Source organism: Streptomyces sp. NPDC107538 (assembly GCF_055657445.1).
In genome coordinates this window covers 305,874-331,809 of record NZ_JBVKAY010000008.1, presented here as the reverse complement: position 1 = coordinate 331,809, position 25,936 = coordinate 305,874, and the positions used below count along the sequence as shown (strand labels likewise).

The 25,936-nt window shown below is 70.8% G+C and carries 18 protein-coding genes; 8 read left to right on the top strand and 10 right to left on the bottom strand.

The annotated features are described in order from the left end of the window. Positions 1–186 precede the first annotated feature (186 nt). From ACZ7MG_RS28405 to ACZ7MG_RS28395, 3 genes are all read left to right on the top strand, one after another. Positions 187–816, top strand: a complete 630-nt coding sequence (locus ACZ7MG_RS28405) for a DUF3000 domain-containing protein (RefSeq protein ID WP_471384956.1) — start codon at positions 187–189, stop codon at positions 814–816. A 328-nt stretch (positions 817–1,144) separates the two neighbouring features. Continuing rightward, positions 1,145–1,804: a helix-turn-helix transcriptional regulator gene (locus ACZ7MG_RS28400; protein ID WP_471384450.1), complete on the top strand. Its 660-nt coding sequence runs from the start codon at positions 1,145–1,147 to the stop codon at positions 1,802–1,804. A 141-nt stretch (positions 1,805–1,945) separates the two neighbouring features. Beyond that, positions 1,946–3,247 (top strand): HRDC domain-containing protein, encoded by a 1,302-nt coding sequence (locus ACZ7MG_RS28395; protein ID WP_471384452.1) that lies wholly within the window; start codon positions 1,946–1,948, stop codon positions 3,245–3,247. A 118-nt stretch (positions 3,248–3,365) separates the two neighbouring features. Here ACZ7MG_RS28395 and ACZ7MG_RS28390 read toward each other — a convergent pair whose 3' ends face one another. Genes ACZ7MG_RS28390 through ACZ7MG_RS28380 form a run of 3 tightly spaced genes read right to left on the bottom strand, consistent with a single transcriptional unit; the run spans position 3,366 to position 6,420 of the window. Beyond that, positions 3,366–4,232: a carbohydrate ABC transporter permease gene (locus ACZ7MG_RS28390; protein ID WP_471384455.1), complete on the bottom strand. Its 867-nt coding sequence runs from the start codon at positions 4,230–4,232 to the stop codon at positions 3,366–3,368. Then, positions 4,229–5,104 (bottom strand): carbohydrate ABC transporter permease, encoded by an 876-nt coding sequence (locus tag ACZ7MG_RS28385; protein WP_471384458.1) that lies wholly within the window; start codon positions 5,102–5,104, stop codon positions 4,229–4,231. The genes ACZ7MG_RS28390 and ACZ7MG_RS28385 overlap by 4 nt, the downstream gene beginning before the upstream one ends. Continuing rightward, complete coding sequence (locus ACZ7MG_RS28380) at positions 5,104–6,420, bottom strand: ABC transporter substrate-binding protein (RefSeq protein ID WP_471384461.1); 1,317 nt, start codon at positions 6,418–6,420, stop codon at positions 5,104–5,106. The genes ACZ7MG_RS28385 and ACZ7MG_RS28380 overlap by 1 nt, the downstream gene beginning before the upstream one ends. Positions 6,421–6,580: 160 nt before the next feature. Between ACZ7MG_RS28380 and ACZ7MG_RS28375 the strand changes: the two genes are divergently transcribed. The 4 genes from ACZ7MG_RS28375 (at position 6,581) to ACZ7MG_RS28360 (ending at position 13,588) form a co-directional block, all read left to right on the top strand. Then, positions 6,581–8,995 carry a glycoside hydrolase family 2 protein gene (locus tag ACZ7MG_RS28375; protein WP_471384463.1) on the top strand — a complete coding sequence of 805 codons (2,415 nt, stop codon included), beginning with the start codon at positions 6,581–6,583 and terminating at the stop codon, positions 8,993–8,995. Beyond that, positions 8,992–10,014: a LacI family DNA-binding transcriptional regulator gene (locus ACZ7MG_RS28370; RefSeq protein ID WP_471384466.1), complete on the top strand. Its 1,023-nt coding sequence runs from the start codon at positions 8,992–8,994 to the stop codon at positions 10,012–10,014. Before ACZ7MG_RS28375 ends, ACZ7MG_RS28370 begins: the two co-directional genes overlap by 4 nt. A gap of 224 nt (positions 10,015–10,238) precedes the next feature. Next, on the top strand, positions 10,239–11,465 hold the full coding sequence (locus ACZ7MG_RS28365) for a thiolase family protein (RefSeq protein ID WP_045559888.1): 1,227 nt from the start codon (positions 10,239–10,241) through the stop codon (positions 11,463–11,465). Continuing rightward, positions 11,462–13,588, top strand: coding sequence for a 3-hydroxyacyl-CoA dehydrogenase NAD-binding domain-containing protein (locus ACZ7MG_RS28360; RefSeq protein ID WP_471384468.1), 2,127 nt, complete (start codon positions 11,462–11,464; stop codon positions 13,586–13,588). The genes ACZ7MG_RS28365 and ACZ7MG_RS28360 overlap by 4 nt, the downstream gene beginning before the upstream one ends. Before the next feature lie 65 nt (positions 13,589–13,653). On the opposite strand, the gene ACZ7MG_RS28355 is transcribed toward ACZ7MG_RS28360, so the two are convergent. From ACZ7MG_RS28355 to ACZ7MG_RS28330, 6 genes are all read right to left on the bottom strand, one after another. Next, entirely contained in the window at positions 13,654–14,532 is an 879-nt protein-coding gene (locus ACZ7MG_RS28355) for an endonuclease/exonuclease/phosphatase family protein (protein WP_471384470.1), read from the bottom strand. After that, entirely contained in the window at positions 14,522–15,919 is a 1,398-nt protein-coding gene (locus tag ACZ7MG_RS28350) for a GDSL-type esterase/lipase family protein (RefSeq protein WP_471384473.1), read from the bottom strand. The genes ACZ7MG_RS28355 and ACZ7MG_RS28350 overlap by 11 nt, the downstream gene beginning before the upstream one ends. A gap of 36 nt (positions 15,920–15,955) precedes the next feature. Beyond that, the gene (locus tag ACZ7MG_RS28345; RefSeq protein WP_471384475.1) at positions 15,956–18,052 is read right to left on the bottom strand and encodes a glycosyltransferase family 4 protein; all 2,097 of its coding nucleotides are present in this window, start codon (positions 18,050–18,052) and stop codon (positions 15,956–15,958) included. Next, entirely contained in the window at positions 18,049–19,812 is a 1,764-nt protein-coding gene (locus ACZ7MG_RS28340; protein ID WP_471384477.1) for a stealth family protein, read from the bottom strand. Before ACZ7MG_RS28340 ends, ACZ7MG_RS28345 begins: the two co-directional genes overlap by 4 nt. Beyond that, positions 19,809–21,422, bottom strand: a complete 1,614-nt coding sequence (locus ACZ7MG_RS28335; RefSeq protein ID WP_471384479.1) for a sugar phosphotransferase — start codon at positions 21,420–21,422, stop codon at positions 19,809–19,811. The genes ACZ7MG_RS28340 and ACZ7MG_RS28335 overlap by 4 nt, the downstream gene beginning before the upstream one ends. A 105-nt stretch (positions 21,423–21,527) precedes the next feature. After that, positions 21,528–23,162 (bottom strand): stealth family protein, encoded by a 1,635-nt coding sequence (locus tag ACZ7MG_RS28330; protein WP_471384481.1) that lies wholly within the window; start codon positions 23,160–23,162, stop codon positions 21,528–21,530. Between the two features lie 367 nt (positions 23,163–23,529). On the opposite strand from ACZ7MG_RS28330, the gene ACZ7MG_RS28325 reads away from it, so the two are divergent. Further along, positions 23,530–24,627 (top strand): LCP family protein, encoded by a 1,098-nt coding sequence (locus ACZ7MG_RS28325; RefSeq protein ID WP_471384484.1) that lies wholly within the window; start codon positions 23,530–23,532, stop codon positions 24,625–24,627. Positions 24,628–24,758: 131 nt separating this feature from the next. Here the strand turns inward: ACZ7MG_RS28325 and ACZ7MG_RS28320 are convergent, their stop codons facing one another. Next, positions 24,759–25,874: a PLL family lectin gene (locus ACZ7MG_RS28320; RefSeq protein ID WP_471384487.1), complete on the bottom strand. Its 1,116-nt coding sequence runs from the start codon at positions 25,872–25,874 to the stop codon at positions 24,759–24,761. Between the last annotated feature and the right edge of the window lie 62 nt (positions 25,875–25,936).

Here is a 25,936-nt window from a genome sequence, read left to right as displayed (position 1 = left end):
CTGTGGACAACCGGGGCCCCCGCTTCCCGGGCCGGTGCTCCCGGCCTTCGGCGCGGCCCGCGTTCGCTGAGCGCGATGCGACCGTGACCCAGCGCACGGGTGTCTTGCCCTGCGCCGAGGCCCGGTTCCCCTTAATGTTCCGGCATGGCTGCGGCTCAGGGACGACTGTCGGACGGCGCTGGCGGAATGGACGACGCGAAGGAGGGGGAGCGCGATGGGAAGGACGCGGCACCGTTGCCGTTCCGCTCCGCCGTCGAAGCGCTGCGGTCCACACGGCTGCGGCCGGAGATCGAGATCGAGTCCACCAAGCCGCCCCAGCGCCTCGCCCCCTACGCGTACGCCCTGGAGGCCGCCGTCGTCGAGGGTGACGAGGATCTGGCCGACGGCCGTCTCGTCCTGCTGCACGACCCGGCCGGGCACGACGCCTGGCAGGGCACCTTCCGGCTGGTGACGCTGGTGCGGGCGGAGCTGGAGCCCGAGATGGCGGCCGATCCGCTGCTGCCCGAGGTGTGCTGGTCCTGGCTGACCGGCGCGCTGCAGTCCCGGGGGCTGTCGTACGGCGAGCCGAGCGGGACGGTGACCCGGGCGAGTTCGCACTACTTCGGGGGGCTGGCGACGCGTCCGGCGGCCTCGCAGATCGAGATCCGGGCCTCGTGGACGCCGCGCGAGGTGCTGGGCGGCGTCCCCGACACGGCGGCCCACCTCGCCTCGTGGTGCGACCTCCTCGCCCAGATCGCGGGGCTGCCCCCGGCGGTCGACCCGGGGGACGCGGCGGTGGTGAGCCTGCCGCAGCGACGGGGACCGCAGTCCCGCTGACCTCTCGACCTTCAGGGCCGTGCTCCTCGGAGCACGGCCCTTTTTTGTGCGCGAGCGACCACACCGACCATCACACCGGCCGAAACCGTCACTTTGTCGATACGGCCACTTTCGGCCTCGTATCGACGTGAAGCGACACCGTTCGATCTTCGAATGATCGAAGACGTGTCCGAATTGCACGGATTATTACTCACTAAATCGTGATCATTCTCTAAAGGAGCAGAGGTTTGATGCCGAAGACCTCTGTGACCTTGAAAGCACGGTTCGTCCCGGCTTCGACCCCACGAGCCCGGCGAGCCCGCCCCCCGTCCCGCACCCAGGAGGCCTGGTGTCCGTTCTCCTCGAGCAGCCCGCAAGCCTGGTCGCCTACCGTCCGAACAAGCCGACCGCGATGGTGGTGGTGGCCGATCCCCGGGTCCGGTCCACCGTCACCAGGCACTTGTGGGCCCTCGGGGTCCGCGATGTCATCGAGGCCTCGTCCATCGCCGAGGCCCGTCCCCGCGTCGGCAACCCGCGTGACATCTGCGTCGCAGACGTTCACCTGCCGGACGGTTCCGGCCTCACCCTCCTCTCCGAGACCCGCGCGGCGGGGTGGCCCAACGGCCTCGCCCTCTCCGCCGCCGACGACATCGGCGCCGTACGCAACGCCCTCGCGGGCGGTGTGAAGGGATACGTCGTCACCGGCACCCGTACCAACATCGGACTGCCCACCCGCCCCGGTGCCGCCCCCATGGGCTCCGCCGCCCGTATGCACCGCCGCCCCCCGGGCGCCCCGAGCCACCCGGGCGGCTACCGGGAGCTGTCGGGCCGCGAGGTCGAGGTGCTGCGCCTGGTGGCGGAGGGGCAGTCGAACAAGGCGATCGGCGTCTCCATGGGCCTGTCCGCGCTCACGGTCAAGAGCCACTTGGCCCGCATCGCACGCAAGCTCGGCACCGGCGACCGCGCCGGGATGGTGGCGGTGGCCCTGCGCACCGGGATCATCCACTGAGTTCACGAATGTCCGGCCCCTCCCGGTTCGCCGGGAACATTCACTGACACGTGTGACACGTGACTGGTTTACGTCCCTGGAAGGCCCGTCGACGGAACGTTCCGTCGGCGGGCCATGTCCATACACAGATACCCTTGACAGGTGACCGACGCCCAAGAGACCGCAGCAGACAGGACCCTGCGAACCACCGGAGGCGCCCCTCCGGACGACGGCGGATCTTCTGAAGCGGGGGCGCCGATCCCTTTGCTGGAGCCACGGGACGGCATTCCGGCGGTGATCGCCGACGAGTCCTCGCTGGCCGCGGTGATCGCCGCGTTCGCCGCCGGCTCCGGCCCCGTCGCCGTGGACGCCGAACGCGCGTCCGGTTACCGCTATGGTCAGCGCGCCTATCTGGTGCAGCTGCGCCGTGAGGGCGCGGGCACCGCGCTCATCGACCCCGTCGCCTGCCCCGACCTCTCCGGCCTCGGCGAGGCGCTCTCCGGCGTCGAGTGGGTGCTCCACGCGGCCACCCAGGACCTGCCCTGTCTGCGCGAGATAGACATGGTGCCCACCCGGATCTTCGACACCGAGCTGGCCGGGCGTCTCGCCGGGTTCCCCCGGGTCGGCCTCGGCGCCATGGTCGAGAGCGTCCTCGGCTACGTCCTGGAGAAGGGCCACTCCGCGGTCGACTGGTCCACCCGCCCGCTGCCCGAGCCGTGGCTGCGGTACGCCGCGCTCGACGTGGAACTCCTGGTGGACCTGCGGGACGCCCTGGAGAAGGAGCTGGACCGGCAGGGGAAGCTGGAGTGGGCGCGGCAGGAGTTCGACGCGATCGCGTCCGCGCCGCCCGCCGAGCCTCGCAAGGACCCCTGGCGGCGTACGTCCGGGATGCACAAGGTGCGCCGCCGCCGGCAGATGGCGGTGGTCCGGGAGATGTGGGAGGCCCGGGACCGGATCGCGCGGCGGCGGGACGTGTCGCCGGGCAAGGTGCTGAGCGACGCGGCGATCGTCGAGGCGTCCCTGGCCCTGCCGGTCAACGCGCACGCGCTGGCCGCGCTGAACGGCTTCGGGCATCGGATGGGGCGGCGGCAGCTGGAGCAGTGGCAGGCCGCGGTGGACCGGGCCAGGGCGCTGCCGGACTCCGCCCTCCCGGCGCACGGTCAGCCCGTGGCGGGGCCGCCGCCGCCGAAGGCCTGGGCCGACAAGGATCCGGCCGCGGCGGCGCGGTTGTCCGCGGCGCGGGCCGGGGTGTCGGCGCTGGCCGAGCAGCTGAACATGCCGCAGGAGAATCTGATCACTCCGGATACGGTGCGGCGGTTGTGTTGGGAGCCGCCGCGTACGGTTGACGCCGAGTCGGTGTCCGCGGCGTTGGCCGGGTACGGGGCTCGGGCTTGGCAGGTGGAGTTGGTGACGCCGGTGTTGGTGGGGGCGATGGGGGCGGTCGCGAAGGTCAAGGGCGCCTAGTCGCCGTGGCGGGTGGCTGTTTGTTGGGCGGGGTGCGGGTGCGTCGTGGCTGGTCGCGCAGTTCCCCGCGCCCCTGAAAACAGCGGGGCTGTCCCGGGTCAGCGGTTTCTCGATGCCCTTACTTCGTCGCTCCCCTCGTGAAGCCGTTGTAGATGAATCTCTGGAGCAGGAGGAAGGCGATCAGGGTCGGGAGGATGACCAGGACCGCTCCTGCCGAGATCGTTTCCCAGTGGGCGCCGAAGGGGCCCTTGAAGCGGAAGAGGGACGTCGAGATGACGCCTCGGTCGTCGGAGGGGAGGTAGAGGAAGGGGATGTAGAAGTCGTTGTAGACGGTGATTCCCTTGACGATGACGACCGTCGCGATCGCCGGTTTGAGGAGCGGGAAGATGATCTTTCGGTAGATCGTGAAGGCGTTGGCGCCGTCCAGGCGGGCGGACTCGTCCAGGGAGACCGGGATCGAGCGCACGAACTGCAGGAAGATGTAGATCGAGACGATGTCGGTGCCCATGTAGAGGGCGATCGGGGCCCACAGGGTGTCGAACATGCCGAGGCTGTCGACGATCTGGAAGGTCGCGACCTGGGTGGTGACGCCGGGGACGAGGGTGGCGACCAGGAAGAGGGCGACGACCGGCTTCCGGAAGCGGAAGCTGAAGCGGTCGATCGCGTAGGCCGCCATCGAGCCGATGAGGACCGTACCGGTGATGGCGAAGAAGAGGATGAAGGCCGTGTTGCCGAAGGCCGTGAGCATCTCGCCGTCGCGGAAGGCAGTGGCGTAGTTCGCGAAGTTGAGGAAGCTGTCCGGCAGGGTGAGGGCGCCGCTGTCCTCGGCCATCTGCTCCTCGGTCTTGAGCGAGGTCAGGACGACCACGAGGAGCGGCAGCAGGACCACCGCCGACGCGCCCACCAGGGACAGATAGGTGAGGGTGCGGGCGACTCGCCTCCGCAGCACGGGAGTCGAGGTCGTCGCGGTCGTCGGGGCCGTCATACGAGGTCCACCCTGTCGTCGGGGACCAGTCGGCGTTGCAGCCACGTCACCGCCAGGATGATCAGCAGCAGGACGACCGCGGCGGCGGACGCGAGGCCCGTCTTGTTGAACTGGAAGGCGAGCTTGACCGTCTGGATCACGAAGGTCTCGGTGCCGGTGGCACCGCCGGTCATGATGTACGGGATCTCGAACACCGAGAGGGAACCGGAGATCGAGAGGATCACGCTCAGGCTCAGGACCGGGCGGATCCCGGGCGCGATGATGTACCGGAACTGGTGCCAGCGGTTGGCGCCGTCGAGTTCGGCCGCCTCGTACAGCTCCCCCGGGATCGACTGGATCGCGCCGAGGAAGAGCACGAAGTTCAGGCCCAGGTAGCGCCAGACGGAGACGCCCGCGAGCGAGGTGTTCGCGGACGTCTCCGTGCCCAGCCAGGCGCGGTCGGACTCGTGGCCGAAGAGGGACAGGACCGAGTCGAGGGTGCCGCCGTCCTGGAAGAAGTACAGGAAGACGAAACCGATCGCGACGCCGTTGATCAGGTACGGGAAGAACAGGATGCCCTTGAAGAGGTTCCGGAAGCGGACGTCGAAGCTCAGGACCGTCGCGAAGTAGAGGGCGAGCGCGATCTGCAGGACCGACGCGGCCAGGTAGTAGCCGCTGACGAAGAAGACCCGGAACAGCTCGGGGCGGGTGAAGATCTCGATGTAGTTGTCGGCGCCGGTGTAGGTCAGCTCGGGGCTGACGCCGTCCCAGTCGGTGAAGCTGTACGCCACCATGTTGGCGACCGGCGCGTAGGTGAAGACGATCAGGAGGGTCAGCGGGGCGGCCAGGAAGAGCCAGGGGGTGAGCGTGCGCCACAGGCGCGCCCGACGCATCAGGACCCCACGGTCTTCTCTGCCTCGGTCCAGCGCTTGCCGAGGTCGTCGAGGAAGTCGTCCACGTCGCCGTCCTTGGCGCCGCGGGCGATGTCGACCAGTTCCTGACGGTAGGCCGGGCCGTAGATGCCGACCTCGGAGGCGCTGTCGATGTCCTTGACCGTGCCACCGGCGGTGTCGTCGAGTTCGATCAGCTCGACACCCTGCTCCTCGTACGGCTTGAGCACCTCGGGCAGCGGGGCGTCCTTCAGCGTCGAGATGGAGAGGTTGTCGGCCGCGTAGCCCGACTTCTCGGTGAACCAGTCGATCCAGGCGCGGGCCGCCTCCTTGTGCTTGGAGTGGATGTTGACGGCCTGGTTGTAGTCGGGGGTGGCGGTCGCACAGGCCTTGCCGTCGACCCGGGCGGGGAACGGCATGAACCCGATGTCGTCGGGGTTCGCTCCGGCCTTCTCGGCCGCCTGCCGGAACTGGATGACCGCCCAGCTGCCGAGCCACGCCGTCGCGATCTCGCCCTTGGCCAACTGGGGCTTGGAGTTCTCCCAGTTGGTGGTCGCCGGGTCCTTCTCGATCAGGCCCTGGTCCACGATGTCGTACAACAGCCGGTCGCCCACGCGCAGTTCACCGTCCTCGCCCCAGGGGTTGCCCTCGGCGAGCGCGGTGGTGGCCCCGGTGTCGCAGCTGACCGAGCCGTTGACGAACGTCCACTGGGTGAGCGGCCACTGGGCGGCGAAGTTGGTGTAGTACGGGACGGCGTCGGTCTTCGCCTTGATGGCCTTCAGCGCGGTGAGGAACTCGGCGGGGGTGGTGGGCCAGTCGGTGACGCCGGCCTCGGCCCAGATCCGCTTGTTGTAGAGGAAGCCGGGGGTCGCGCCCATCGGGCTCTGGCCGTAGACCTTGCCGTCGACGGTGGTGAAGCCGGTGAAGCGGTACTTCTCGCTCAGCTCCTGCTGGGTGCCGAGCGAGGCGAAGAACTTGGGATAGTCGTTCTTCTTGATGACGGCCGGGATCATGAGCACGTCGCCGTAGTTGTCCGTGTTCATCCGGATCTTGACTTCGGCCTCGTAGTCGGTGATCGCGTCGAACTTCACCTTCACCTTCGGATACGTCTTGTTGAACTCGGCGGCGTACTTCTTCATCGTGCCGTCCTGCACGATGTCCGTCCGGTGGGTGAGGACCGTGATGGATCCGGACACCTGCGCCGGGTCGTCGGCCGCTTCGGCGTCGGCGCCCTTCGAGCTGCCTCCGCCGCCGGTGCAGCCCGACGCGAGAAGCGCGGCCGCCAGCAGTGTTCCGGTGAGCGTCTTCCGGTGGTTCATGTGCACCAGCTCCGTTCGGGACGGACGAGCACGGGTGGGATGGCTGGTTCGGCACTCTGGCAGGCCGATACTGAACCGGTAAAGTCCCTATTTCGCCAAGGCTGTCGAAAGATTTCGCGATAGTGTCGACGGGCGGAACTCGACCGGTTTAGGAGTGCGCATGCTGGACGCCACACCGCTCACCGAGGGCTGGATGCTGCGGCATGAGGGGGGTCCTCTTCCCGCCGTGGTGCCGGGGTGCGTGCACACCGATCTGCTGGCCGCGGGACTGATCCCGGACCCCTTCCTCGGGCGGAACGAGGACGAGGTGGCGTGGGTGGGGCGCCGGGAGTGGACGTACGAGGTCGAGCTGCCCGGGGGCGGCGCGGCCGGCGGGCATGATCAGGTCGATCTGGTCTTCGACGGGCTCGACACCGCGGCCGAGATCCGGCTCGACGGGCGGGTCCTCGGCTCGGTGCGGAACATGCACCGCTCGTACCGCTTCGACATCACCGGCATGAGCGGCCTGCTCTCGGTGCGCTTCGCCTCCGCGTACACCGAGGCGGAAGCGGTGCGGCAGCGGCTCGGCGACCGGCCGAACGCCTATCCCGAACCCTTCCAGTTCATCAGGAAGATGGCCTGCTCGTTCGGGTGGGACTGGGGGCCGACGCTCGTGACCGCCGGGATCTGGCGGCCCGTACGGCTGGAGAGGTGGTCCACGGCCCGGATCGCCCGGGTACGGCCGGTCGTCACGGTCTCCGGCACCACCGGGCACGTGGAACTGCTCGTCGACGTGGAGCGGGCGGCCGTGGAGGCGGGGCTGCGACTGGAGGCCCGGGTGGGCGGTGTCAGCGCGGTCGCGGAGGTCGAGGGGACCGGCGGGGTCGTACGGCTGGAGGTGCCCGGTGTGGAGCTGTGGTGGCCGCGCGGGTACGGCGAACAGCCCCTGTACGAAGTCGAGTTGACGCTGTACGGCGAGGGCGACGGCGACGCGCTCGATGTGTGGCGGCGGCGGGTCGGGTTCCGGACCGTGGAGCTGGACCGGAGCGCCGATGAGCACGGGACCGGGTTCACCCTCGTCGTCAACGGTGAGCGGCTGTTCGCGCGCGGCGTGAACTGGATCCCGGACGACGTGTTCCCGTCCCGTGTCACCCGCGAGCGGTACCGGGAGCGGCTGCGGCAGGCGGCCGGGGCCGGTGTCGACCTCGTACGGATCTGGGGCGGCGGGATCTACGAGAGCGAGGACTTCTACGACGTCTGCGACGAGCTGGGGCTGCTGGTCTGGCAGGACTTCCCGTTCGCGTGCGCGGCCTATCCGGAGGAACAGCCGCTGCGGGGCGAGGTGGAGGCCGAGGCCCGGGAGAACGTCGTACGGCTGATGCCGCATCCCTCGCTGGTGCTGTGGAACGGCAACAACGAGAACCTGTGGGGGTTCCGGGACTGGGCCTGGGAGGAGCGGCTCGCCGGGGAGTCCTGGGGCGAGGGGTACTACCTGGGGCTACTGCCGCGCGTGGTGGCGGAGTTGGACCCGACGCGGCCCTACACGGCGGGCAGCCCCTGGTCGGGGTCGTGGGAGCGGCATCCGAACGATCCCGCGCACGGCACGCACCACTCCTGGGAGGTGTGGAACCGGGAGGACTACGCGGAGTACCGGGCGAACGTGCCACGTTTCGTGGCCGAGTTCGGGTGGCAGGCGCCGCCCGCGTACGCGACGTTGCGGCGGGCGCTGCCCGGTGAGGACCTGGCCGCCGACTCGCCCGGCATGCTGCACCACCAGAAGGCGGAGGACGGGAACGGGAAGCTGGAGCGGGGACTGGCTCGGCATTTCGTGGTGCCCGAGGGGGACGCGGAGAAGGCCTTCGACCGGTGGCACTATCTGACGCAGGTCAACCAGGCGCGGGCGGTCGCCGCCGGGATCGAGCACTGGCGGTCCCACTGGCCGGTGTGCGCGGGCACGGTCGTGTGGCAGCTCAACGACTGCTGGCCGGTGACCTCTTGGGCCGCGATCGACGGGGACGGGCGGGCGAAGCCGCTGTATCACGAGGTGCGCAGGGTCTACGCGGACCGGTTGCTGACGCTGCGGCCTCGGGTGCTGGCCGTGGTCAACCAGGCCGCCGGGGAGTGGGCGGGCACGGTGCGGCTGCGGCGGATGTCGGTCGACGGGGTGGTGGTCGGGGAGACGGGGGTGGAGTTCGCCGCGGCGGGGCGGGCGGTGGTACGGGTCGACGTACCGGGGGAGCTGGAGCCGGTGGGGCCGAAGGAGTTCCTGGTCGCGGACTCGGACTCGGGCTCGGGCTCGGGCTCGGGCTCGGGCGGGCTGCGGGCCCTGTATTTTCCGAGCCCCGACCGTGAAATCCCCTACCCCCGGCCGGAGTTCGACGTGAGCGTCGCACCGGGCTCGGTCACGGTGACGGCCCACACCCTCGTACGGGATCTGCTGCTCCAGGCCGACCGGCTGGAGCCGGAGGCGCGGGCGGACCGGGGGCTCGTCACGCTGCTCCCCGGGGAGCGGGTGACCATCGGGGTCAGCGGCTGGAGCGCTCCCGATCCGGAGGCCGCGCGGGCCGCCCTGTACTGCGTGGAGCCCGGCCGATGACGACCTCCCGGGTGACCATCAAGGACGTCGCCGCGCTCGCCGGGGTGTCCAAGGGGGCGGTGTCGCTCGCGTTCAACCGGAAGCCGGGGCTGTCCGACGCCACACGGGACCGGATCTTCGCGGCGGCGCGGGAGCTGGGGTGGGCGCCCAATCTGGCGGCGCGGTCGCTGTCCAGCCAGCGGGTGGACGTGGTCGGGCTGGCGGTGTGCCGGCCGGCGAAGCTGCTCGGGCTCGAACCGTTCTACATGGAGTTCATCTCCGGGGTGGAGAGCGTGCTGACCGAGCGGTCCTGTTCGCTGCTGCTGCGGCTGGTGCGGAACCTGGAGGAGGAGGTGGGGCTGCAGGACGCGTGGTGGCGGGGGCGGCAGGTCAGTGGGTCGATCCTCGTGGATTTCCGCGCGGATGATCCGAGAGTGGCGGCGGTGGAGCGGCTGGGGGTGCCGGTCGTCGCCGTCGGGCATCCGTCGCTGACCGGGGGGCTCACCTCCGTGTGGACGGACGACGCGACCGCCGTGACGGAGGCGGTGCGGTATCTGGCGGCGTTGGGGCATCGGCGGATCGCGCGGGTGGGGGGCGCGGCGTCGTTGGGGCACTCGACGATTCGTACAGCGGCGTTCGATCATGTGGCGCGGGAGTTGGGGCTGGCCCGGGCGTGGCAGGTGGCGACCGACTTCTCGGGGGAGGCGGGGGCTCGGGCCACTCGGTCGCTGTTGACCGGAGCGGGGGGTGATCGTCCTACGGCGATCGTCTATGACAACGACATCATGGCGGTGGCGGGGTTGTCGGTGGCGGCGGAGATGGGGGTGCGGGTGCCGGAGGAGGTGTCGTTGCTGGCCTGGGACGACTCGCAGTTGTGTCGGCTGACGCGGCCGACGTTGTCCGCGATGAGTCATGACGTGTATGGGTTCGGGGCGGATGTGGCGCGGACGTTGTTCGAGGTGATCGGTGGGGGTGGGGGTTCGCATCCGGTGGCTACGCCTGTGCTGGTTCCTCGGGGGTCCACTGCGACTGCACCCTGAGCGCCGTACGGGGCCGCGGGTGCGTGGTGGCTGGTCGCGCAGTTCCTCGCGCCCCTAGGGTGGCTGCTGTAACCGGCGGTAACATGCAGAACCCGTGTGACGTTCGCCGCTCCCCCGCTCAGGGGTGTGCAGCACAGTTACTCGTAAGTAGCATGGGGCTGAGCGCCCGCTCAGCGGTTGCGTATCGCAGCAGTGCCGTCCCGCACCTCTGGAGGAGAGCCATCGTGCCTCGTACCGTCAAGGAAGTCGTCTTCGTCGACGGCGTCCGCACCCCGTTCGGCAAGGCGGGCCCGAAGGGCATCTACCACGAGACCCGTGCCGACGACCTCGTCGTGAAGGCGATCCGGGAGCTGCTGCGCCGCAACCCCGGGCTGGAGCCCGCGAAGATCGACGAGGTCGCCATCGCCGCGACCACGCAGATCGGTGACCAGGGCCTCACCATCGGCCGTACGGCGGGCATCCTCGCCGGGCTGCCGCAGTCGGTGCCCGGGTACTCCATCGACCGGATGTGCGCCGGCGCGCTGACCGCCGTCACCTCCGTCGCCGGTTCCGTCGCCTTCGGCGCGTACGACGTCGCCATCGCCGGCGGTGTCGAGCACATGGGCCGCCACCCGATGGGTGAGGGCGTGGACCCGAACCCGCGGTTCGTCAGCGAGAAGCTGGTCGACGAGTCCGCCCTGTTCATGGGCATGACCGCCGAGAACCTGCACGACCGGTATCCGACGATCACCAAGCAGCGCGCCGACGAGTACGCCGTGCGCTCGCAGGAGAAGGCCGCCAAGGCGTACGCCAACGGCAAGATCCAGGCCGACCTGGTGCCGATCTCGGTACGGCGGACCAACGCGGAGGCCGGTGAGACCGGCTGGGGCCTGGTCACCGCCGACGAGCCGATGCGGCCGGGTACGACCATCGAGAACCTGACCGGGCTGAAGACCCCGTTCCGGGTGCACGGGCGGGTCACCGCCGGTAACGCGGCCGGTCTGAACGACGGCGCCACCGCCTCGCTCATCGCGTCCGAGGACTTCGCCCGCGAGAACAACCTCCCGGTGAAGATGCGCCTCGTCTCGTACTCCTTCGCGGGTGTCGAGCCGGAGGTCATGGGCTACGGCCCGATCCCGGCGACGGAGAAGGCGCTCGCGCAGGCGGGCCTCTCCATCGACGACATCGGTCTGTTCGAGATCAACGAGGCCTTCGCCGTGCAGGTGCTGGCCTTCCTGGAGCACTACGGCATCGCCGACGACGACGCGCGCGTCAACCAGTACGGCGGCGCCATCGCCTTCGGTCACCCGCTGGCCTCCTCGGGTGTGCGTCTGATGACGCAGCTCGCCCGTCAGTTCGAGGAGCAGCCGGAGGTCCGCTACGGCCTCACCACCATGTGCGTCGGCTTCGGCATGGGCGCCACGGTCATCTGGGAGAACCCGCACCACAAGGACGCCGGAGGCGACAAGTGAGCACCACCGAACTCCTCAAGGGCGCGGCCGAGCTGTTCCCCGACGAGGTCGTGACGTCCGCGCACGTACGCCACCTCGACCTGCCGTTCGGCGCCGGGCGCTTCGCGCTCATCACGCTGGACAACGGCCTTGACCACACCAAGCCGACCACCTTCGGCCCGGCGTCGCTGGCGAACCTGAACACCGCCATCGACCAGGTCGAGAAGGAGGCCGCGGCCGGCGAGATCGTCGGTGCCGGTGTCACCGGCAAGCCGTTCATCTTCGCCGTCGGCGCCGACCTCAAGGGCGTCGAGCTGCTGAAGAACCACGACGACGCGCTCGCCATCGGCAAGGGCGGCCACGAGGTCTTCAAGCGGCTCTCCGCGCTCGCCGTCCCGACCTTCGCGTACTACAACGGTGCCGCGATGGGCGGTGGCGTCGAGGTCGGTCTGCACTGCGCCTACCGGACCGTCTCGAAGGCCATCCCGGCCTTCTCCCTCCCCGAGGTCTTCCTCGGCCTGGTCCCCGGCTGGGGCGGCTGCGCGCTGCTGCCGAACCTGATCGGCGCCGACAAGGCCGTCTCGGTGATCATCGAGAACAGCCTCAACCAGAACAAGCAGCTCAAGGGCCAGCAGGTCTTCGACCTCGGGATCGCGGACGCGATCTTCGAGGGCGCCGACTTCCTGGAGCAGTCGCTGATCTGGACGGCGAACGTCCTCAAGGGCGAGGTCACGGTCGAGCGTCCCGTGATCGACCGCGGTGAGGGCTGGGACCAGGCCGTCGCCAAGGGCCGGTTCATCGCGGACTCCAAGGTGCACGGGGCGGCCCCGGCCGCGTACCGCGCGCTGGACATCATCGAGGCCGCCAAGGACGGCGACCTCCAGGCGGGCTTCGACGCCGAGGACGTGGCCCTCGCCGACCTGATCATGGGTGGCGAGCTGCGCGCCGGTATCTACGCCTTCAACCTGGTGCAGAAGCGCGGCAAGCGTCCCGCCGGTGCCCCGGACAAGAACCTGGCCCGCCCGGTCACCAAGGTCGGTGTCGTCGGCGCCGGTCTGATGGCCTCCCAGCTCGCGCTGCTCTTCCTGCGCCGCCTGGAGGTGCCGGTCGTACTGACCGACATCGACCAGGAGCGCGTCGACAAGGGTGTGGGCTATGTCCACGCCGAGATCGACAAGCTGCTGCTCAAGGGCCGGATCAACCAGGACAAGGCCAACCGTCTCAAGGCTCTGGTCACCGGTGTCCTGGACAAGGCCGAGGGCTTCGCGGACGCCGATTTCATCATCGAGGCCGTCTTCGAGGAGATCGGCGTCAAGCAGCAGGTGTTCGCGGAGGTCGAGGCGGTCGCCCCGGCGCACGCGATCTTCGCCACCAACACCTCCTCGCTGTCGGTGACCGAGATGGCGTCGAAGCTGAAGAACCCCGAGCGGGTCGTCGGCTTCCACTTCTTCAACCCGGTCGCGATCCTGCCGCTGCTGGAGATCGTCCGGGGCGAGGCCACCGACGACGCCTCCCTCGCCACGGCCTTCGCCGTCGCCAAGAAGCTGAAGAAGACCGCCGTTCTTGTGAAGGACGCCCCGGCGTTCGTCGTGAACCGCATCCTCACCCGCTTCATGGGCGAGATCCAGAACGTCATCGACGAGGGCACCCCGGTGCCCGTGGCGGAGAAGGCGGTCGAGCCGCTGGGTCTGCCGATGTCGCCGCTGGTGCTCCTGGAGCTGGTCGGCCCGGCCATCGGTCTGCACGTCTCCGAGACCCTCAACCGGGCCTTCCCGGACCGCTTCACGGTCTCCCCGAACCTCGCCGCCGTCGTCAAGGCCGGCAAGCGCGGCTTCTACGTCTACGACTCCGGCAAGCCGGAGCTGGACCCCGAGGTCGCCGCGCTCCTCAAGCAGGGCGACTCCGTCCTGGACGAGGAGCAGGTCCGGGCCCGCGTCCTCGACGCCGTCGCCCAGGAAATCGGGCTCATGCTCGACGAGGGTGTCGTCGCCGAGGCGCAGGACATCGACCTCTGCCTGATCACCGGCGCGGGCTGGCCCTTCCACCTGGGCGGCATCACGCCGTACCTGGACCGTGAGGGCGTCAGCGAGCGCGTCAACGGCAAGAAGTTCCTGGCGGCCGGGGTGGCTTCGGTCCCCGCGTAACCGTCGTACGGACATGTCGTACGGACATGGGTGAGGGCCTCCGCCTCCGGGCGGGGGCCCTCTTCTCATGGGACGGCGTCCCTGAGCGTGAACCTCCCGGTCAGCAGGGCGTGGTCGGACTCGGCGTACCTCTCGGCGTCGCCGTCCACCACCGTGAAGTGGCGGCGGTCGGCGAAGACGTAGTCGATCTTGCGGCCACCGGCGGTGGGCTCGCGGTCGGCCTCGTCCGCCTCCGCGAAGCGGCCGGTGAGGTACGCGAGGGCGGGCGCGTCCGGCGGTAGGTTGAGGTCACCGGCGAGGATCACGGGGGTGTCCTGCGGGAGTTGGGCTATCCGGTCCCGGATCTCCCGCAGCTGCCCGGGGGCCTTGGCGTTCGTGTGGGCCGTGCACGCGACGAGGGGGCGCCCCGCGAACGACGTGTGGGCGCACAGGAGTCCCCGCCGGACCTCGACCGTACGGCCGCCGCCCGTGTAGGTCTCGTCTCCCGTGTCGGTGAAGGGGTGGTGGTCCCGCCGGTCGTCGGGGACGTCCTCCCGGCTGAGGACGGCCGAGCCGAAGGCGCCGGTGTCACCGCAGGCGGGCACGTTGTCCTGGGAGGAGGCGTAGGTGCCGTCCATCGTCCAGCCCTTTGCGGCCAGTTGGCGCTTGAGTTCGGCGTACTGGGCGAGGCAGATCTCGTTGACGGTGACGATGTCCGCCCGGAGAACGATCGCCCGCTCCACCAGGCGCGGGATCGAGGTTCCCGGGCCCGAGCCGCCGGAGTTCCACGGGCAGACGGCCGCCGCGCCGCACAGGTTGTAGTGGACGACCCGTAGTTGCAGGGGCCTCGTAGGTGCCGTACCGCCCCGGCCCTCGTCGCGCGGTGCCACGAGCACCCCCAGGAGCACGGCGAGCCCGCAGGCCACCGCACCCAGGAGCGCCCGGCCGCCGCCCTTACCAGTCACCTGTGAACGGCCGGTGCTCGCAGACGGCGTCGGCGCAGTCGTGCCGGGAGGCCCCGGACAGCCGGACGGGGCTGTTCTCGGGGATGCCGACGACCTTGAACGTCCGTGCGGCGGCCGGGGATTCGGAGGCGCCGAAGAGGGCGACGACCTCGACGGTGTGGGTGCCGGAGCGCCAGGGGTGGGCGTGGGTGAAGGACCACTCCCCGTTCTCGTTGACCCCGGTCGCGCCGATGAGGACGCCGCGTTCCAGGAGGACCACCTTGGTGACGCCCTGCTCCACCTTGCCGGCGAAGCGCGGCCGGGGCCCGGCGAAGGCGCCCTCGGCGGGTGCCGTGATCAGCGGGGCCGGGACCTCGGTGCGCACGGTGAAGCGATGCTCCAGGACCGGGGTGCAGCCGTCGCCGCGCAGGCCGACGCACTGGATGAGGTGCTCGCCGCCGGACCAGTTGACCGAGCGGCGCCACATCCACTGGCCGGTGGCGCCGACGCCCGTACCGCCGAGGTACTGGCCGTTCTCGAAGAAGAGCAGGTAGTCGGTGCCGGGGGCGGCGGCGCCGGTGAACTTGACCATGGGGCCGGAGAGTCCGCCCAGGGCGGGCTTGCCGATGACCGGTGCCTCGCCGCTCCGCTGGGCGTAGTGCAGTGCGGACTCCGGGGCCTGGATGGTGAACTCGCCGGAGACCGGGGGCATGGCCGGCGGTTCCATGAGCGCCTGGACGTTCACCTCGGACTTGTCGAGGACGCCCAGGTTGCACAGGCCGGCGACGACGATCCGGGCGACCTCGAAGGCGCCGGTGTGGTTGAGATGGGTGGAGTCGATGCTGCCGTCGGGGTGGCCGGGGTGGTCGCCGGCGTCGACCCAGCAGAAGTACTGGCGCAGCCGCATCGGGCCGATCTCGGCCCACAGTTCCGTGGTGCGGCTGGTCAGGTCGACCAGCGGGGCGCCGAGTTCACCGGCGACCTCGGCCATGGCGTGGGGGTACGCGCCGAGGGTGTTGAGGACCTCGCCGGTCGCGGAGAAGGCGTACCGGGCCATGGGGGTGACGAGGACGGGCACGCCGCCCTCCTGGTGCACATAGGTGACGAAGAGACGTAGCAGTTCCTTGTACTCGGGGACCGGGACGTACCGCGTCCCGTTGTGGATCATGTGGTCCACGCAGCCGAAGCCGATGAGGACGATGTCGCCGCGCTTCATGCGGTTGAGCATCGCCGGGAAGCGTTCGGTGAAGTACTTGCGGCTGGTCATGGCGGAGCGGGCGTAGTTGGCGACCTCGACCGGGCCGAGCAGCAGCTCCTCGATCTTCTGGCCCCAGCCCGCCATGGGCGCCTCCTCGTCGGTGCGAGGGGCGGGGACGGAGTCCCCGAGCACGAATATCGTCCGGTTCATGTCTCGCGGTTCATCTCTCATCCGTCCTGGCGGTCTCTAGCGATCGACGACGTTCATGGCCATGGCTCCCGAGGCCGAGCAGTACGGCCGCACCCACACCGGGCGCGCGGGATGGATCACGGCGTACGCGGAGGGCTCGTCGCCGACCAGGGGCACCGGCGGGTAGGCGTACGCGCCCTTGACGTCGGGGAAGTCCTCCAGGAGGTGGCAGACGCGGAGCTTGCTCCGGTCGGCCGGGTCGGGCTGGAGCCACCAGTCCCAGTCCTCCCAGCGCTCCAGGCGGTGGTCCACGACCTGCCGCACAGGTGCCTCCGCGCGGAACCGCCGACTGCCCAACAGGTGCACGGGCACCGTGAAGTTCGTGGAGTGCCGGCCCCGGCGGCTGACGACGAAGAGCGCGCCGGGCTTCAGCAGGCGCTTGCCGCACAGGACGCCCTCCACGGCGATCCCGGTGTCGGTCACCTCCACACCGACGCATTCGGCGTGGTCCTGGCGGAGCACACTGCGCAGCATGAGGCGGCCGTTGGGCTGCGCGTAGGGGAGGTTCCAGCCGACCGGGCCGGTCGGCGGCCTCGCCACCAGGCGGTCGCGGGCGTCGATGAGGGCGCGCGTGTCGCGGAGCCCGGCCTTCATGTGGACGGCGCCCGTCTTCGGGGCGCGCATGGTCACCTGCCAGCGTCCGTCGCCGAGGTGGTCGAGGGCGGAGGGGGTGATGGCGGCGGTGTAGCGGGTGCCGCCGTCGTCGAGCGACTTGCGTACGGTGCGCAGCGGCAGGTCGGGCAGCCGGTCGCCGTCGGAGGGCTTGTGGCGGAGCACGTACTGCCAGCGGTGGCGGCCCTCGGCGGGGCCGTCGGTGGCAAGGCGCAGCCAGCCCGCGTCGTCCGCCGTCACGTCCACGACGGCCGCGCCGAGGGAGACGGGCGGGACCACGGCCAGGGCCTCGGCCTTCTTCCGGGGCCCTGCGGGTGCCCGGTACCCCTTCGCCCTTGCGGCGCGGCGGCGGGCCGCGTCCTCGAACAGCTCGACATAGCGGGCGGCGACGGCGGCGGGGTCGTAGCGGGTGGCGTTGCGCAGGGCGGCGGCGCCCATGTCGCGGCGCAGGTGCTCGTCGGCCATCAGGCGCCGCAGACCCCAGGCGATGGCGTCGACGTCGCCGTTGGCCACGAGGAGGCCGTCCTCTCCGTCGGCCAGGATCTCGCGGGGGCCCACGGGGCAGTCGGTGGACACCACGGGCAGACCGCAGCGCATCGCCTCGACCAGGGTCATGCCGAAGGACTCCGCGCTCGATGTCACGGCGGCGATGGAGCCCTTGGCCCACTCCGACTCGATGGGCGAGAAGCCGCCCATGAGCAACGCCCGTCCCGCCAGGCCGAGTTCGGTGACCAGGGCGCGGAGTTTGCCGGCCTCGCCGCCGTCGCCGTAGATGCGCAGCTGCCAGTCGGGGAACTCCTCGGCGAGCATGCCGAAGGCGCGGATGAGGAGGTCGTACCGCTTGATGTGGTGCATGCGGCCGGCGCTGACGACGACCTTGTGGGTGCAGTCGGAGGGCGGTACGGCGGGCTGCGGCACGCTGTTGGGGATGCCGACCACGGTGAGGCCGGGGATCGGGGTGTGCTCCATGAAGGAGCGGGCGTCCGCCTCGGTGACGGTCGTGATGCCGTCGAGCCGGGGGTAGACGCGGGCCATCTCGGCGCGGACGGCGGGCGGGATGGCCAGGTGGGTCATGTGTTCCTGGGCCACGCGCAGGGCGCCGTCGCGGGTGTGGGCGGCGACGAACAGGTTGAGGCTCGGACGGGTGCCGACCACGACGTCCGCGTCCGTCTTCTTCAGCTCGCGGATGATGCGCTGGTCGGTGAAGCGGCTGTACTGCGCGAAGAACTCCTCCTGGCGCGGCACCACTTCACTGGGTTCGTCGCTGCCGGCGGCGCCCCGGTCGCCCGACCCGGGCCGCAGGTCGACCAGGGCGCGGACGGTGATCCTCGGCGAGATCTCGAACTTCGTGGCGGTCGAGCGCCGGAACACCGAGACGATCTCGACCTCGTGGTGGACGGCGAGGGCCTCGGCGAGGTTGATGACCGTGCGGTTGGTGCCGCCGATGCCGTAGATGTTGTTGATCAGGAAGGAGATCTTCACCGGACCTCACGCTCCTTCCGCTCGAAGGGACTCGGCACCGGGTAGTAGGAGTCGAGGAACCGGCGGAGCATCGCCGTCTGGCGGTCGGTGTCATGGCCGTCGGAGAGGGTGTCGTTGATGCAGAACGCCTGCCGGTCGCGGCGGGCCAGCAGGATGCCGAGGCGCCGCTGGATCTCGGGGCGGGCCAGGTCGAGGTAGGCGAAGCTGATGTCGGAGGGCACGGCCCGGCCGGTGAAGTACGCGTAGTAGTGGTACAGCGACGACGGGATGGAGATGTCGTCCGGACTGCGGAACCGGCTGTGCGAGGTCGCCAGGTGGGCGTCCGCGAACTCCTGCTCGATCTCGTGCAGGACACTGCGGCGCAGGGCGTACGGGGCGTGCCGGATCTTCTGCACGATGGCCGAGCCGAAGTTGTCGAGCAGCAGCCGGCGGTTGTTCTTGCCGGCGGCGTCGACGGGGCGGTCGCCCTGGGTGCGCTCCCACCGGGGGACCTGGGAGGGCGAGAGGAACGTCCGGGTCATGCCGTTGGAGAGAAAGAAGTCCTGCGGGGTGACCGGGCGGCCCAGGAACATGTCGTCGTTGAAGTAGAGGAAGTGCTCGGCGAGGCCGGGGATGTGGTGCAGCCGGCTCTCGATGGCGTGGGAGTTGAAGGTGGGCAGCGCGGTCGGGTCGGCGAAGATCTCGGAGTGGTCGACGACCGTGAGGCGGGGGTGGCGGTCGAGGAGCCAGGCCGGGCGCTGCCGGTCGGTGACGACGTAGACGCGGCGGACCCAGGGGGCGTTCTGCTCCAGGGCGCGCAGCGAGTAGCGCAGTTCGTCGCGGCTGATGTAGCGGGCGGCGTTCGCGGACTCGGTGTGGTAGCCGGTGTGCCCGAAGTGGGCGCGGCGGCGCTGCCAGGCCGGGTCGTTGCCGTCGACCCAGGTGTAGACGACGTCCACGGGGAAGCGGACGTCCTCGGGGAGGGCGTCGGCGCAGGGCGCGATGGTACGGACGGCGCGGGTGCGGCGGGTGTGCAGGGCGGCGAACCCGGTGAGCCGGCTGACGGGGACGGTGACCCGGGGCTCGGCGGGCGAGACGTCCTCGGTGACGCGGTTGGGGCGCGGGGCGACCAGACGGCCGTCCTCGGGCCGCCAGAACTCGATGTCGCAGCCGTGCTCCTGGCCGAGGACCAGGGCTCCGGCCGGGTCGCTCCACAGCATGCCGACGCGCAGCACCCGGGCCTCCCCCGCGATCCGGCGGCCCGTCCTGGAGCCGCACAGGGCGGTCCGGCCGGTGGCGGCCTCGCCCCGGCAGGCCGTGACGTACACGGGTCCGCTCGCGGAGCAGCGGTCCAGGACCGCGCGCACCCGGTCCCGGTCGGTCTCGGCGACCGCGAGGCAGGAGCGGAAGTCGGAGTTGCCGCGGATCGCGAAGTAGTCGACGCCCGCCTCCTCCAGCAGGGTCACCACCAGTTCGAGGTTGGCCTCGCGCAGCCCGAGCGGCGACACCGTGGGGCGCACGAGGGCGATCTGCGCCCCGGGCCCGGCCAGCGCGGCGAGCCGTTCCTCCGCGCGGAACAGCTGCGGCCAGCGGCGGCGGGCGCGGTACGCGCGGAGCAGCCGGGAGCCCAGGGTGACCGACTGGAGGTGGCGCAGCAGTTGCTTGAGCGCCGTGCGCAGACGCGGCGGGACGCGGCGCGCGATACGGCGGCGCAGTCCGGTCGGGACGAGGGCGCGGTACGCCCCGACCAGGGCGGACGCCTCGGGATTGGCGATGCTCACGACGGGTTGTCCGACTCCTCGGAGGCCTCGTGCTCGAAGACGCTGGGCACGGGGTGATAGCGGCGCAGGAAGCGGAGGGCGGCGTCGGTGCCGCCCTGCGTCAGGGCCTCGGGCGCCCCCAGGCCGACGAGCTGGATCTGCTGGCTGTCCCGGCGGACGAGCAGCCGCTCCAGGTGCCGGGTGAGGCCGGGCAGGGCGGCGTGCAGGGTGACGGTCGCCTCGCCGGAGGGGTCGGCGAGACCGGCGACGGCGCCGAAGTGGTGGATCAGCCCGTCCATGGGGTGGGTGCCGGTCGCCGCCGGGGCCGTCTGGACGTCGGGCAGGGGCAGGAGCTGGGCACCCGAGTCGGCGAGCCGGGACAGGGTCTCGCAGCTGAGGGGCTGCGGGCCGTCGGCGTAGCCGTGCGCGGTGACACGGCCGGTCGCCGCGTACGCGGAGCGGGTCCAGGGCGCGAAGGACTCCTCGGCGGTCCAGGGGCCGCGGCGGGGGCGGGTCACGCCGTGCGGGGTGAAGTAGTCGAAGGCCCGCACGGGGCGGCCGAGCAGCGCGCCGGGGCGCAGCAGCAGGAAGTGATCGGCGATGTCCGGCAGTTGGTGCAGCCGCCACTCGGCGCCCGGCCGGGCGGGCACGATGCTGAGGCGTTCGTCCGCCCGCAGCCAGTCGGGGACGGGGGCCTGCGCGACCACGTGGACGACGTCGGTCCAGGGCGCGTACTGGTGCAGCGAGCGCAGGGCGGCGCGCAGCAGTTCCTCGCCCCAGGGGGTGGCGTGCTGGTGCAGCAGGACCGCGTCGACGGGGAAGGTGATCTCCTCCAGCCGGGCGATGTCGAAGTTCTCCAGGGTGATCGTCGGCTCCATGGCCCCGTCGATGTCGAGGTAGCCGGAGAGCCGGTCGAGGCCGATCTCGATGCCGAGGGCGTCGCTGGGCACGGCCCGCTGCACCCGGTTGGGGCGCGGGCCGACGACCCGCTCCTGGGGGAGGTCGGTGTTGACGGTCCAGAACTCGATCTCGACGCCCTGGTCCTCGCCGACCCACAGGTTCTCGGTGGGGTCGGTGCGCAGCCAGGTGAGCCGGATCACCCGGGCCTTCCCGAAGTGCTTCCACGCCTTCACATGGCTGCCGGGGATGTCCTGGGTCTCGCTGTTCGCGGGCGACACGGACACCACGTAACCGGTGTGCTCCTCCAGCAACGCGCGCAGTGCGCGGCGGACCGCGCCCTTGTCCCGCTGCTCCACGGCCAGACAGATCCGCCGGTCGTCGAGGGCGGGCACCGCGAACCAGGGGACGTCGGCGGCGTCGAGGGCGTGGGTGACCAGGTTGTGGTCGAGGCGGCGGGCGAGGTCGACGGTCAGTCCGGTGTGCACATGCCCGATCCGGCCGTCGTGTGCGGTGGTACGGCGCTCGGAGTGCCCGAACTCCGCCTTGCGGACCCGCCGCAGGGCACGCTGGTGCAGCCGGGCCTCGCGGCGGCCGAGGGCCCGTGCGAGCGACCGCTTGGCCTTGCGCCGGACGCGTCCGGGGACGGTGGTGGCGGCGACGGTACGGACCGGCTGCGGGACGAGGCGCTGGTAGACGTGGGCGGCGGAGCTCAACGACGTCTGGTCGGACACGTCATGAACTCCGTTTCTCCAGGTGTGGGGACTTCGTCGCTTGTAGGGGCCATGCATCGGGTGGGAGGTCCGCTCGTCGGCCGAGCGGGCCCCGGGGGGCGCCGTTCATCGCTCGTAGGGGCTCGGGGTGGGGAAGTACGCGTTGAGGAAACCGTCGAGGAGTTCCTGCTGGGCCTCGATGTCCTCGGGGGTGGAGAAGGCGTCGTTGAGACAGAAGGTGTCCTGGTTCCGGCCGTCGAGCAGCCGGCCCAGCCGGTCCGCGAGGTCGGGGACGGCCAACTGGAGATAGGTGAAGGGCATCGAGCCCGGCTGGGCCCGTCCGGTGAGCGCCGCGTAGTAGAGCGCGAACGACGAGGTGGGCGAGAGATCCGTCATCGCGCGGAACCGGCTGGCCGACGTACGCGCCCACGCCTCCGGGAAGTCCCGCTCGGCCTCCTCCATCGCCGAGCGGCGCAGGGCGTACGGGATGTGCTCCATGGGCTGGGTGATCACCTTGCCGAAACGTTCCTTCAGGAGCGCCCGGTTGTTCTTGCAGGCCGCGTCGACCGGGGTGTCGGTCTCGGTGACCGGGCCCTGCGGGATGCGGTTGCGGGAGGGGAAGTAGCGGGCGGTGCCGGACGGCGTGAAGAAGGCGTGCGGGGCGACCGGGCGGCCCATGAACATGTCGTCGTTGAAGTACAGGAAGTGCTCGGCGAGGCCCTCGATGTGGTGCAGCTGGCTCTCGATCGAGTGCGAGTTGAACGTCGGCAGGTCCGCCGGGTCGCGGAAGATCTCGCGGTGGCTCGCGATCCGCAGTCCGGGCAGGTCCTCGCGCAGCCAGGCGGGGACCTGGTCGTCGGTGACGATGTAGATGTTCCGGATCCAGGGCGCGAACAGATGCAGGGACCGGACCGAGTAGCGCAGTTCGTCGCGGCTGATGAAGCGGGCGTCGCTCGCCGACTCGGCGTGGTAGACCTCGCCCTTGGCGGTCGCCTTGCGCCGCTGCCACGCGGGGTCGTCGCCGTCGACCCAGGTGTAGACGGCGTCGACGGGGAAGCCGATGTCGTCCGCGCAGTTGACCAGGAACTCCGGGCGGGTGGCGAGCGGGGGCGCGAGGTGCGCCGGCGTCCAGTCCGACACGAAGCGGCTGAACAGCCGGGCGGCGCCGTGCACGTTCACGCCCCGCGCGAGGACGGCCCAGGTGGCGCGGTTGGCGCGGGGGGCGACGAGGTGGTCGCCGTGCGGCTGCCAGAACTCGACGGCGCAGCCGTACTCGTGGCCGAGCAGCAGATGCCGGCCGGGGTCGGTGCGGTACCAGCTGACCTGGACGACCCGGGCCGCGGAGACACCTCGCCAGGCCTTCGGGTCACGCGAGGAGACGGGGCGGGCGGGCCGGGGCGCGTCGGGGTCGATCACGCTCAGATGGCCGGGGTACTGGCCGAGCCCCCGGAAGACCGCGCCGAGCACCCGCTCACGGTCCTGCTCGGCGACCGCGACGACGGTGGCGTGGTCCGAGGTGCCGCGCACGGCGAAGTACGGGACACCGGCCGAGTCGAGCAGGGAGGTGAGGGCACTGCGGTTGGCCTCGCGGGCCGCCAGCGGGGTCAGGCCGGGCTCGACGTAGACATCACCGCGCTCGGCGGCGACCGCGGGGTTCGGCGTGTGGCCGGATGTCAGCTGTGGCGGAGCGGCGGAGACACTTCCGTCATGGCTGGAATCACCCGTCGTCCGTTGGACGCCGGGCTCCGAAACGATGGTCACGCCTGCTGCCCCTCAGCCCCCGTCGGCCACCTGTGTCCGCACCCCCGGCGCGAAACGTGACCACTTGCACACCGACGACACTGTCGGATTCATTCACATAAAAACTTTAACCTTGCACAGGTCTGGCACATCATCACGACCAAATCAGCCAACTGTCAACAGCAGGCAAAAATGACAGAAAACACACAGCAATCGGCATCGTGACCGAACTCTCGGTAACCGGTGGGTGAACGGGGTGCCACCCGACCCGCCCTGACGGTCGGTTTATAGTTCGGACTCGTCGCGATTTGTCGAACATGCGTGTGCCTATGTCGCCAGGGTCGGCATCGATCGCATCAAGCCACACAACGAGAGGACACCGAGGCGCATGACGCACGCCCTGACGGAGCCGGACCAGAGCCCGAGATCCAGGCGTGCGCCGTCGAACCGCCGCGCCAAGCCCCAGCGCAAGCGCCGGGTGTGGCGCTGGGTCGCGCTCGGCCTCGCCGTCCTCGTCCTGGCGGCCGGCGGCACCGGCTACTGGCTCTACAGCGACCTCAACGGCAACATCGACGGCGTCGACCTCGACAAGGCGATCGGCGACGACCGCCCCGAGAAGCTGCCGACCTCGGGCCAGAACATCCTGGTCCTCGGCTCCGACTCACGCTCCGGGAAGAACGCCGACCTCGGCACGGGCGACGTCGCCGGCGCCCGCTCCGACACCGCGCTGGTGATGCACATACCCGAGGGCCGCAGCAAGGCCGTGGCGATCAGCATCCCCCGCGACACCCTGGTGACCCGCCCCGAGTGCACCAAGTCCGACGGCTCCACGCTCGCCTCCGCGAAGCGTGTGATGTTCAACTCGGTCTACTCGCTGGCCGGACCGGCCTGTGTGGTGAAGACCGTGGAGCAGATGTCCGGCATCCGCATGGACCACTTCATGGAGATCGACTTCGCCGGCTTCAAGGGGCTCGTCGACGCGATCGGCGGGGTCACCGTCACCGTCGACGAGGCCATCCACGACAAGTCCAGCGGCCTCGACCTGGAGGCGGGCACCCACCGGCTGAACGGCACCCAGTCCCTGGCCTTCGTCCGCACCCGGCACGGCGTCGGCGACGGCAGCGACCTCGGCCGGATCGGCCTCCAGCAGCAGTTCATGATCGCCCTGCTGAGCGAGATCAAGAAGCAGGACCTCCTCGGCAGCCCCACCAAGGCCTACCGGATCGCCGACAGCCTCACCGAGTCCCTCACCACCGACTCCGACCTCGACTCCCTCACGGCACTCTCCGACTTCGCCCGCAGCATGAACGGCGTCGACCCCGCCACCATGGAAACGATCATGCTCCCGGTCACCTACGACAAGACCGACCCCAACCGGGTCGTAGCCGCCGAACCCCAGGCGACCACCCTCTGGAAGGCCCTGCGCGCCGACAAGGACATCCCGGATTCGGCGAAGAAGTCCCCGGCGACGGGCGGCACCTCGTAGCGGTCCGGGACAGCGGGCCTGAAAGGCATGGGGCGCAGCCCCTGCCTTTCAGGGGCGCGGGGAACTGCGCGAGCAACCCCACACAACCCGCACCCGCCGAATCACCCACCCCGGCAGACGGATAGGCGCCGTCACACAACAACAGACGGCGCCAGAACCAACCCACCCTCATCCCGCTGCACAGCGACCCGCAGTGCCCCGTCCGCCCCGAGCACCCCCAACACAACCCGCCCATACGCGTCCCGAGCCAGCGCGGGCACCCCCCGCTCACCCGTGGGCGACCACCACACCCCGGCCTGCTCGTTCTCCGTCCCGCACGCCGCCAGCACGACCTGCCCCTCGACGTCCCGATGGGCCAGCACCGTGCAGTCATAGCCGTCCAACGGCGCCCGCAGCACGGCGACCGGCCCCTCCGCCGGCGCCCCGCCCAGCGGAATCACCCAGCCACCCGGCCGGTGCGCGACGACGCCCCCGGTCGCCGGGTCGGTCCAGTAGTACGTCGCCCGGTCGGGCCCGGTCTCCAGCCCCGCCGTGCTGCCGGGCAGCACCGAGAGCGGAATGGTCGGCGCCTGCTCGAAGGGGCCGTCGGGCTTCTCCTGGGTCCAGCGCATGATGAGGCCCTGGCCGCCGGCCATCACCTCGACCCGCCCGGAGGCGTACGCGACCACGGCCACCGGCTCCTGCACCCCGCTGCCCTTGAGGTCGGTCCACGGGCTCCACTTGCCGCCCGCCAGCTCCCGGCGCAGCATCACACCGCCGCCCGCGTTGCGCGCGAGGACATGGACGTTGCCGCCGGCGCTCACGGCCCCGGCCGGTATCCCGAAGCGAGCCGCCTTCGCCGCGTCCTTGTGCGGATTGCCCAGCGAACGCCACTCGGTGACCGGCCGCCCGGTCTGGTACTGGATGGCGTGCACGATGTCCACGGCGGCCGGGCCGTCGCCCTTCGCGGTCTCCCGCCGCCCGAGGAAGTGCACATAGGTGTCCGCGCCCTGCACGATGTGGAGGTCGGTCAGCCCGGCCACGGGGAACAGGTCCGGGCCGGTCCACTCGGCGCCGCCGGGCCGGCTCTGCGTCCAGCGCAGCAGCCCGGCACGCGCGCGGGCGTACGCGGTGAGCCTGCCGTCCTTGCCGAGGACGAGCCAGGAACCGGTGAGGGGGGCCTCGGCCCTGTGCCGCCCTCCCCCGCCGTTCGCCGAGGTGTCGGCCGCCGCCCCCTGGGCAGCGGCGCGCCCGGATCTGGTCCGCATGACGTGACCTGCCCTTTCGATGACGCTCGGCGCGGCTCCCCGGCCGCCTTCTCGCACAGGAA

Coding starts and splice junctions, on each gene's coding strand:
- ACZ7MG_RS28405 (WP_471384956.1), top strand. CDS start 187: ATGGACGACGCGAAGGAGGGGGAGCGCGATGGGAAGGACGCGGCACCG.
- ACZ7MG_RS28390 (WP_471384455.1), bottom strand. CDS start 4,232: ATGACGGCCCCGACGACCGCGACGACCTCGACTCCCGTGCTGCGGAGG.
- ACZ7MG_RS28385 (WP_471384458.1), bottom strand. CDS start 5,104: ATGCGTCGGGCGCGCCTGTGGCGCACGCTCACCCCCTGGCTCTTCCTG.
- ACZ7MG_RS28380 (WP_471384461.1), bottom strand. CDS start 6,420: ATGAACCACCGGAAGACGCTCACCGGAACACTGCTGGCGGCCGCGCTT.
- ACZ7MG_RS28375 (WP_471384463.1), top strand. CDS start 6,581: ATGCTGGACGCCACACCGCTCACCGAGGGCTGGATGCTGCGGCATGAG.
- ACZ7MG_RS28370 (WP_471384466.1), top strand. CDS start 8,992: ATGACGACCTCCCGGGTGACCATCAAGGACGTCGCCGCGCTCGCCGGG.
- ACZ7MG_RS28350 (WP_471384473.1), bottom strand. CDS start 15,919: ATGAACCGGACGATATTCGTGCTCGGGGACTCCGTCCCCGCCCCTCGC.
- ACZ7MG_RS28325 (WP_471384484.1), top strand. CDS start 23,530: ATGACGCACGCCCTGACGGAGCCGGACCAGAGCCCGAGATCCAGGCGT.
- ACZ7MG_RS28320 (WP_471384487.1), bottom strand. CDS start 25,874: ATGCGGACCAGATCCGGGCGCGCCGCTGCCCAGGGGGCGGCGGCCGAC.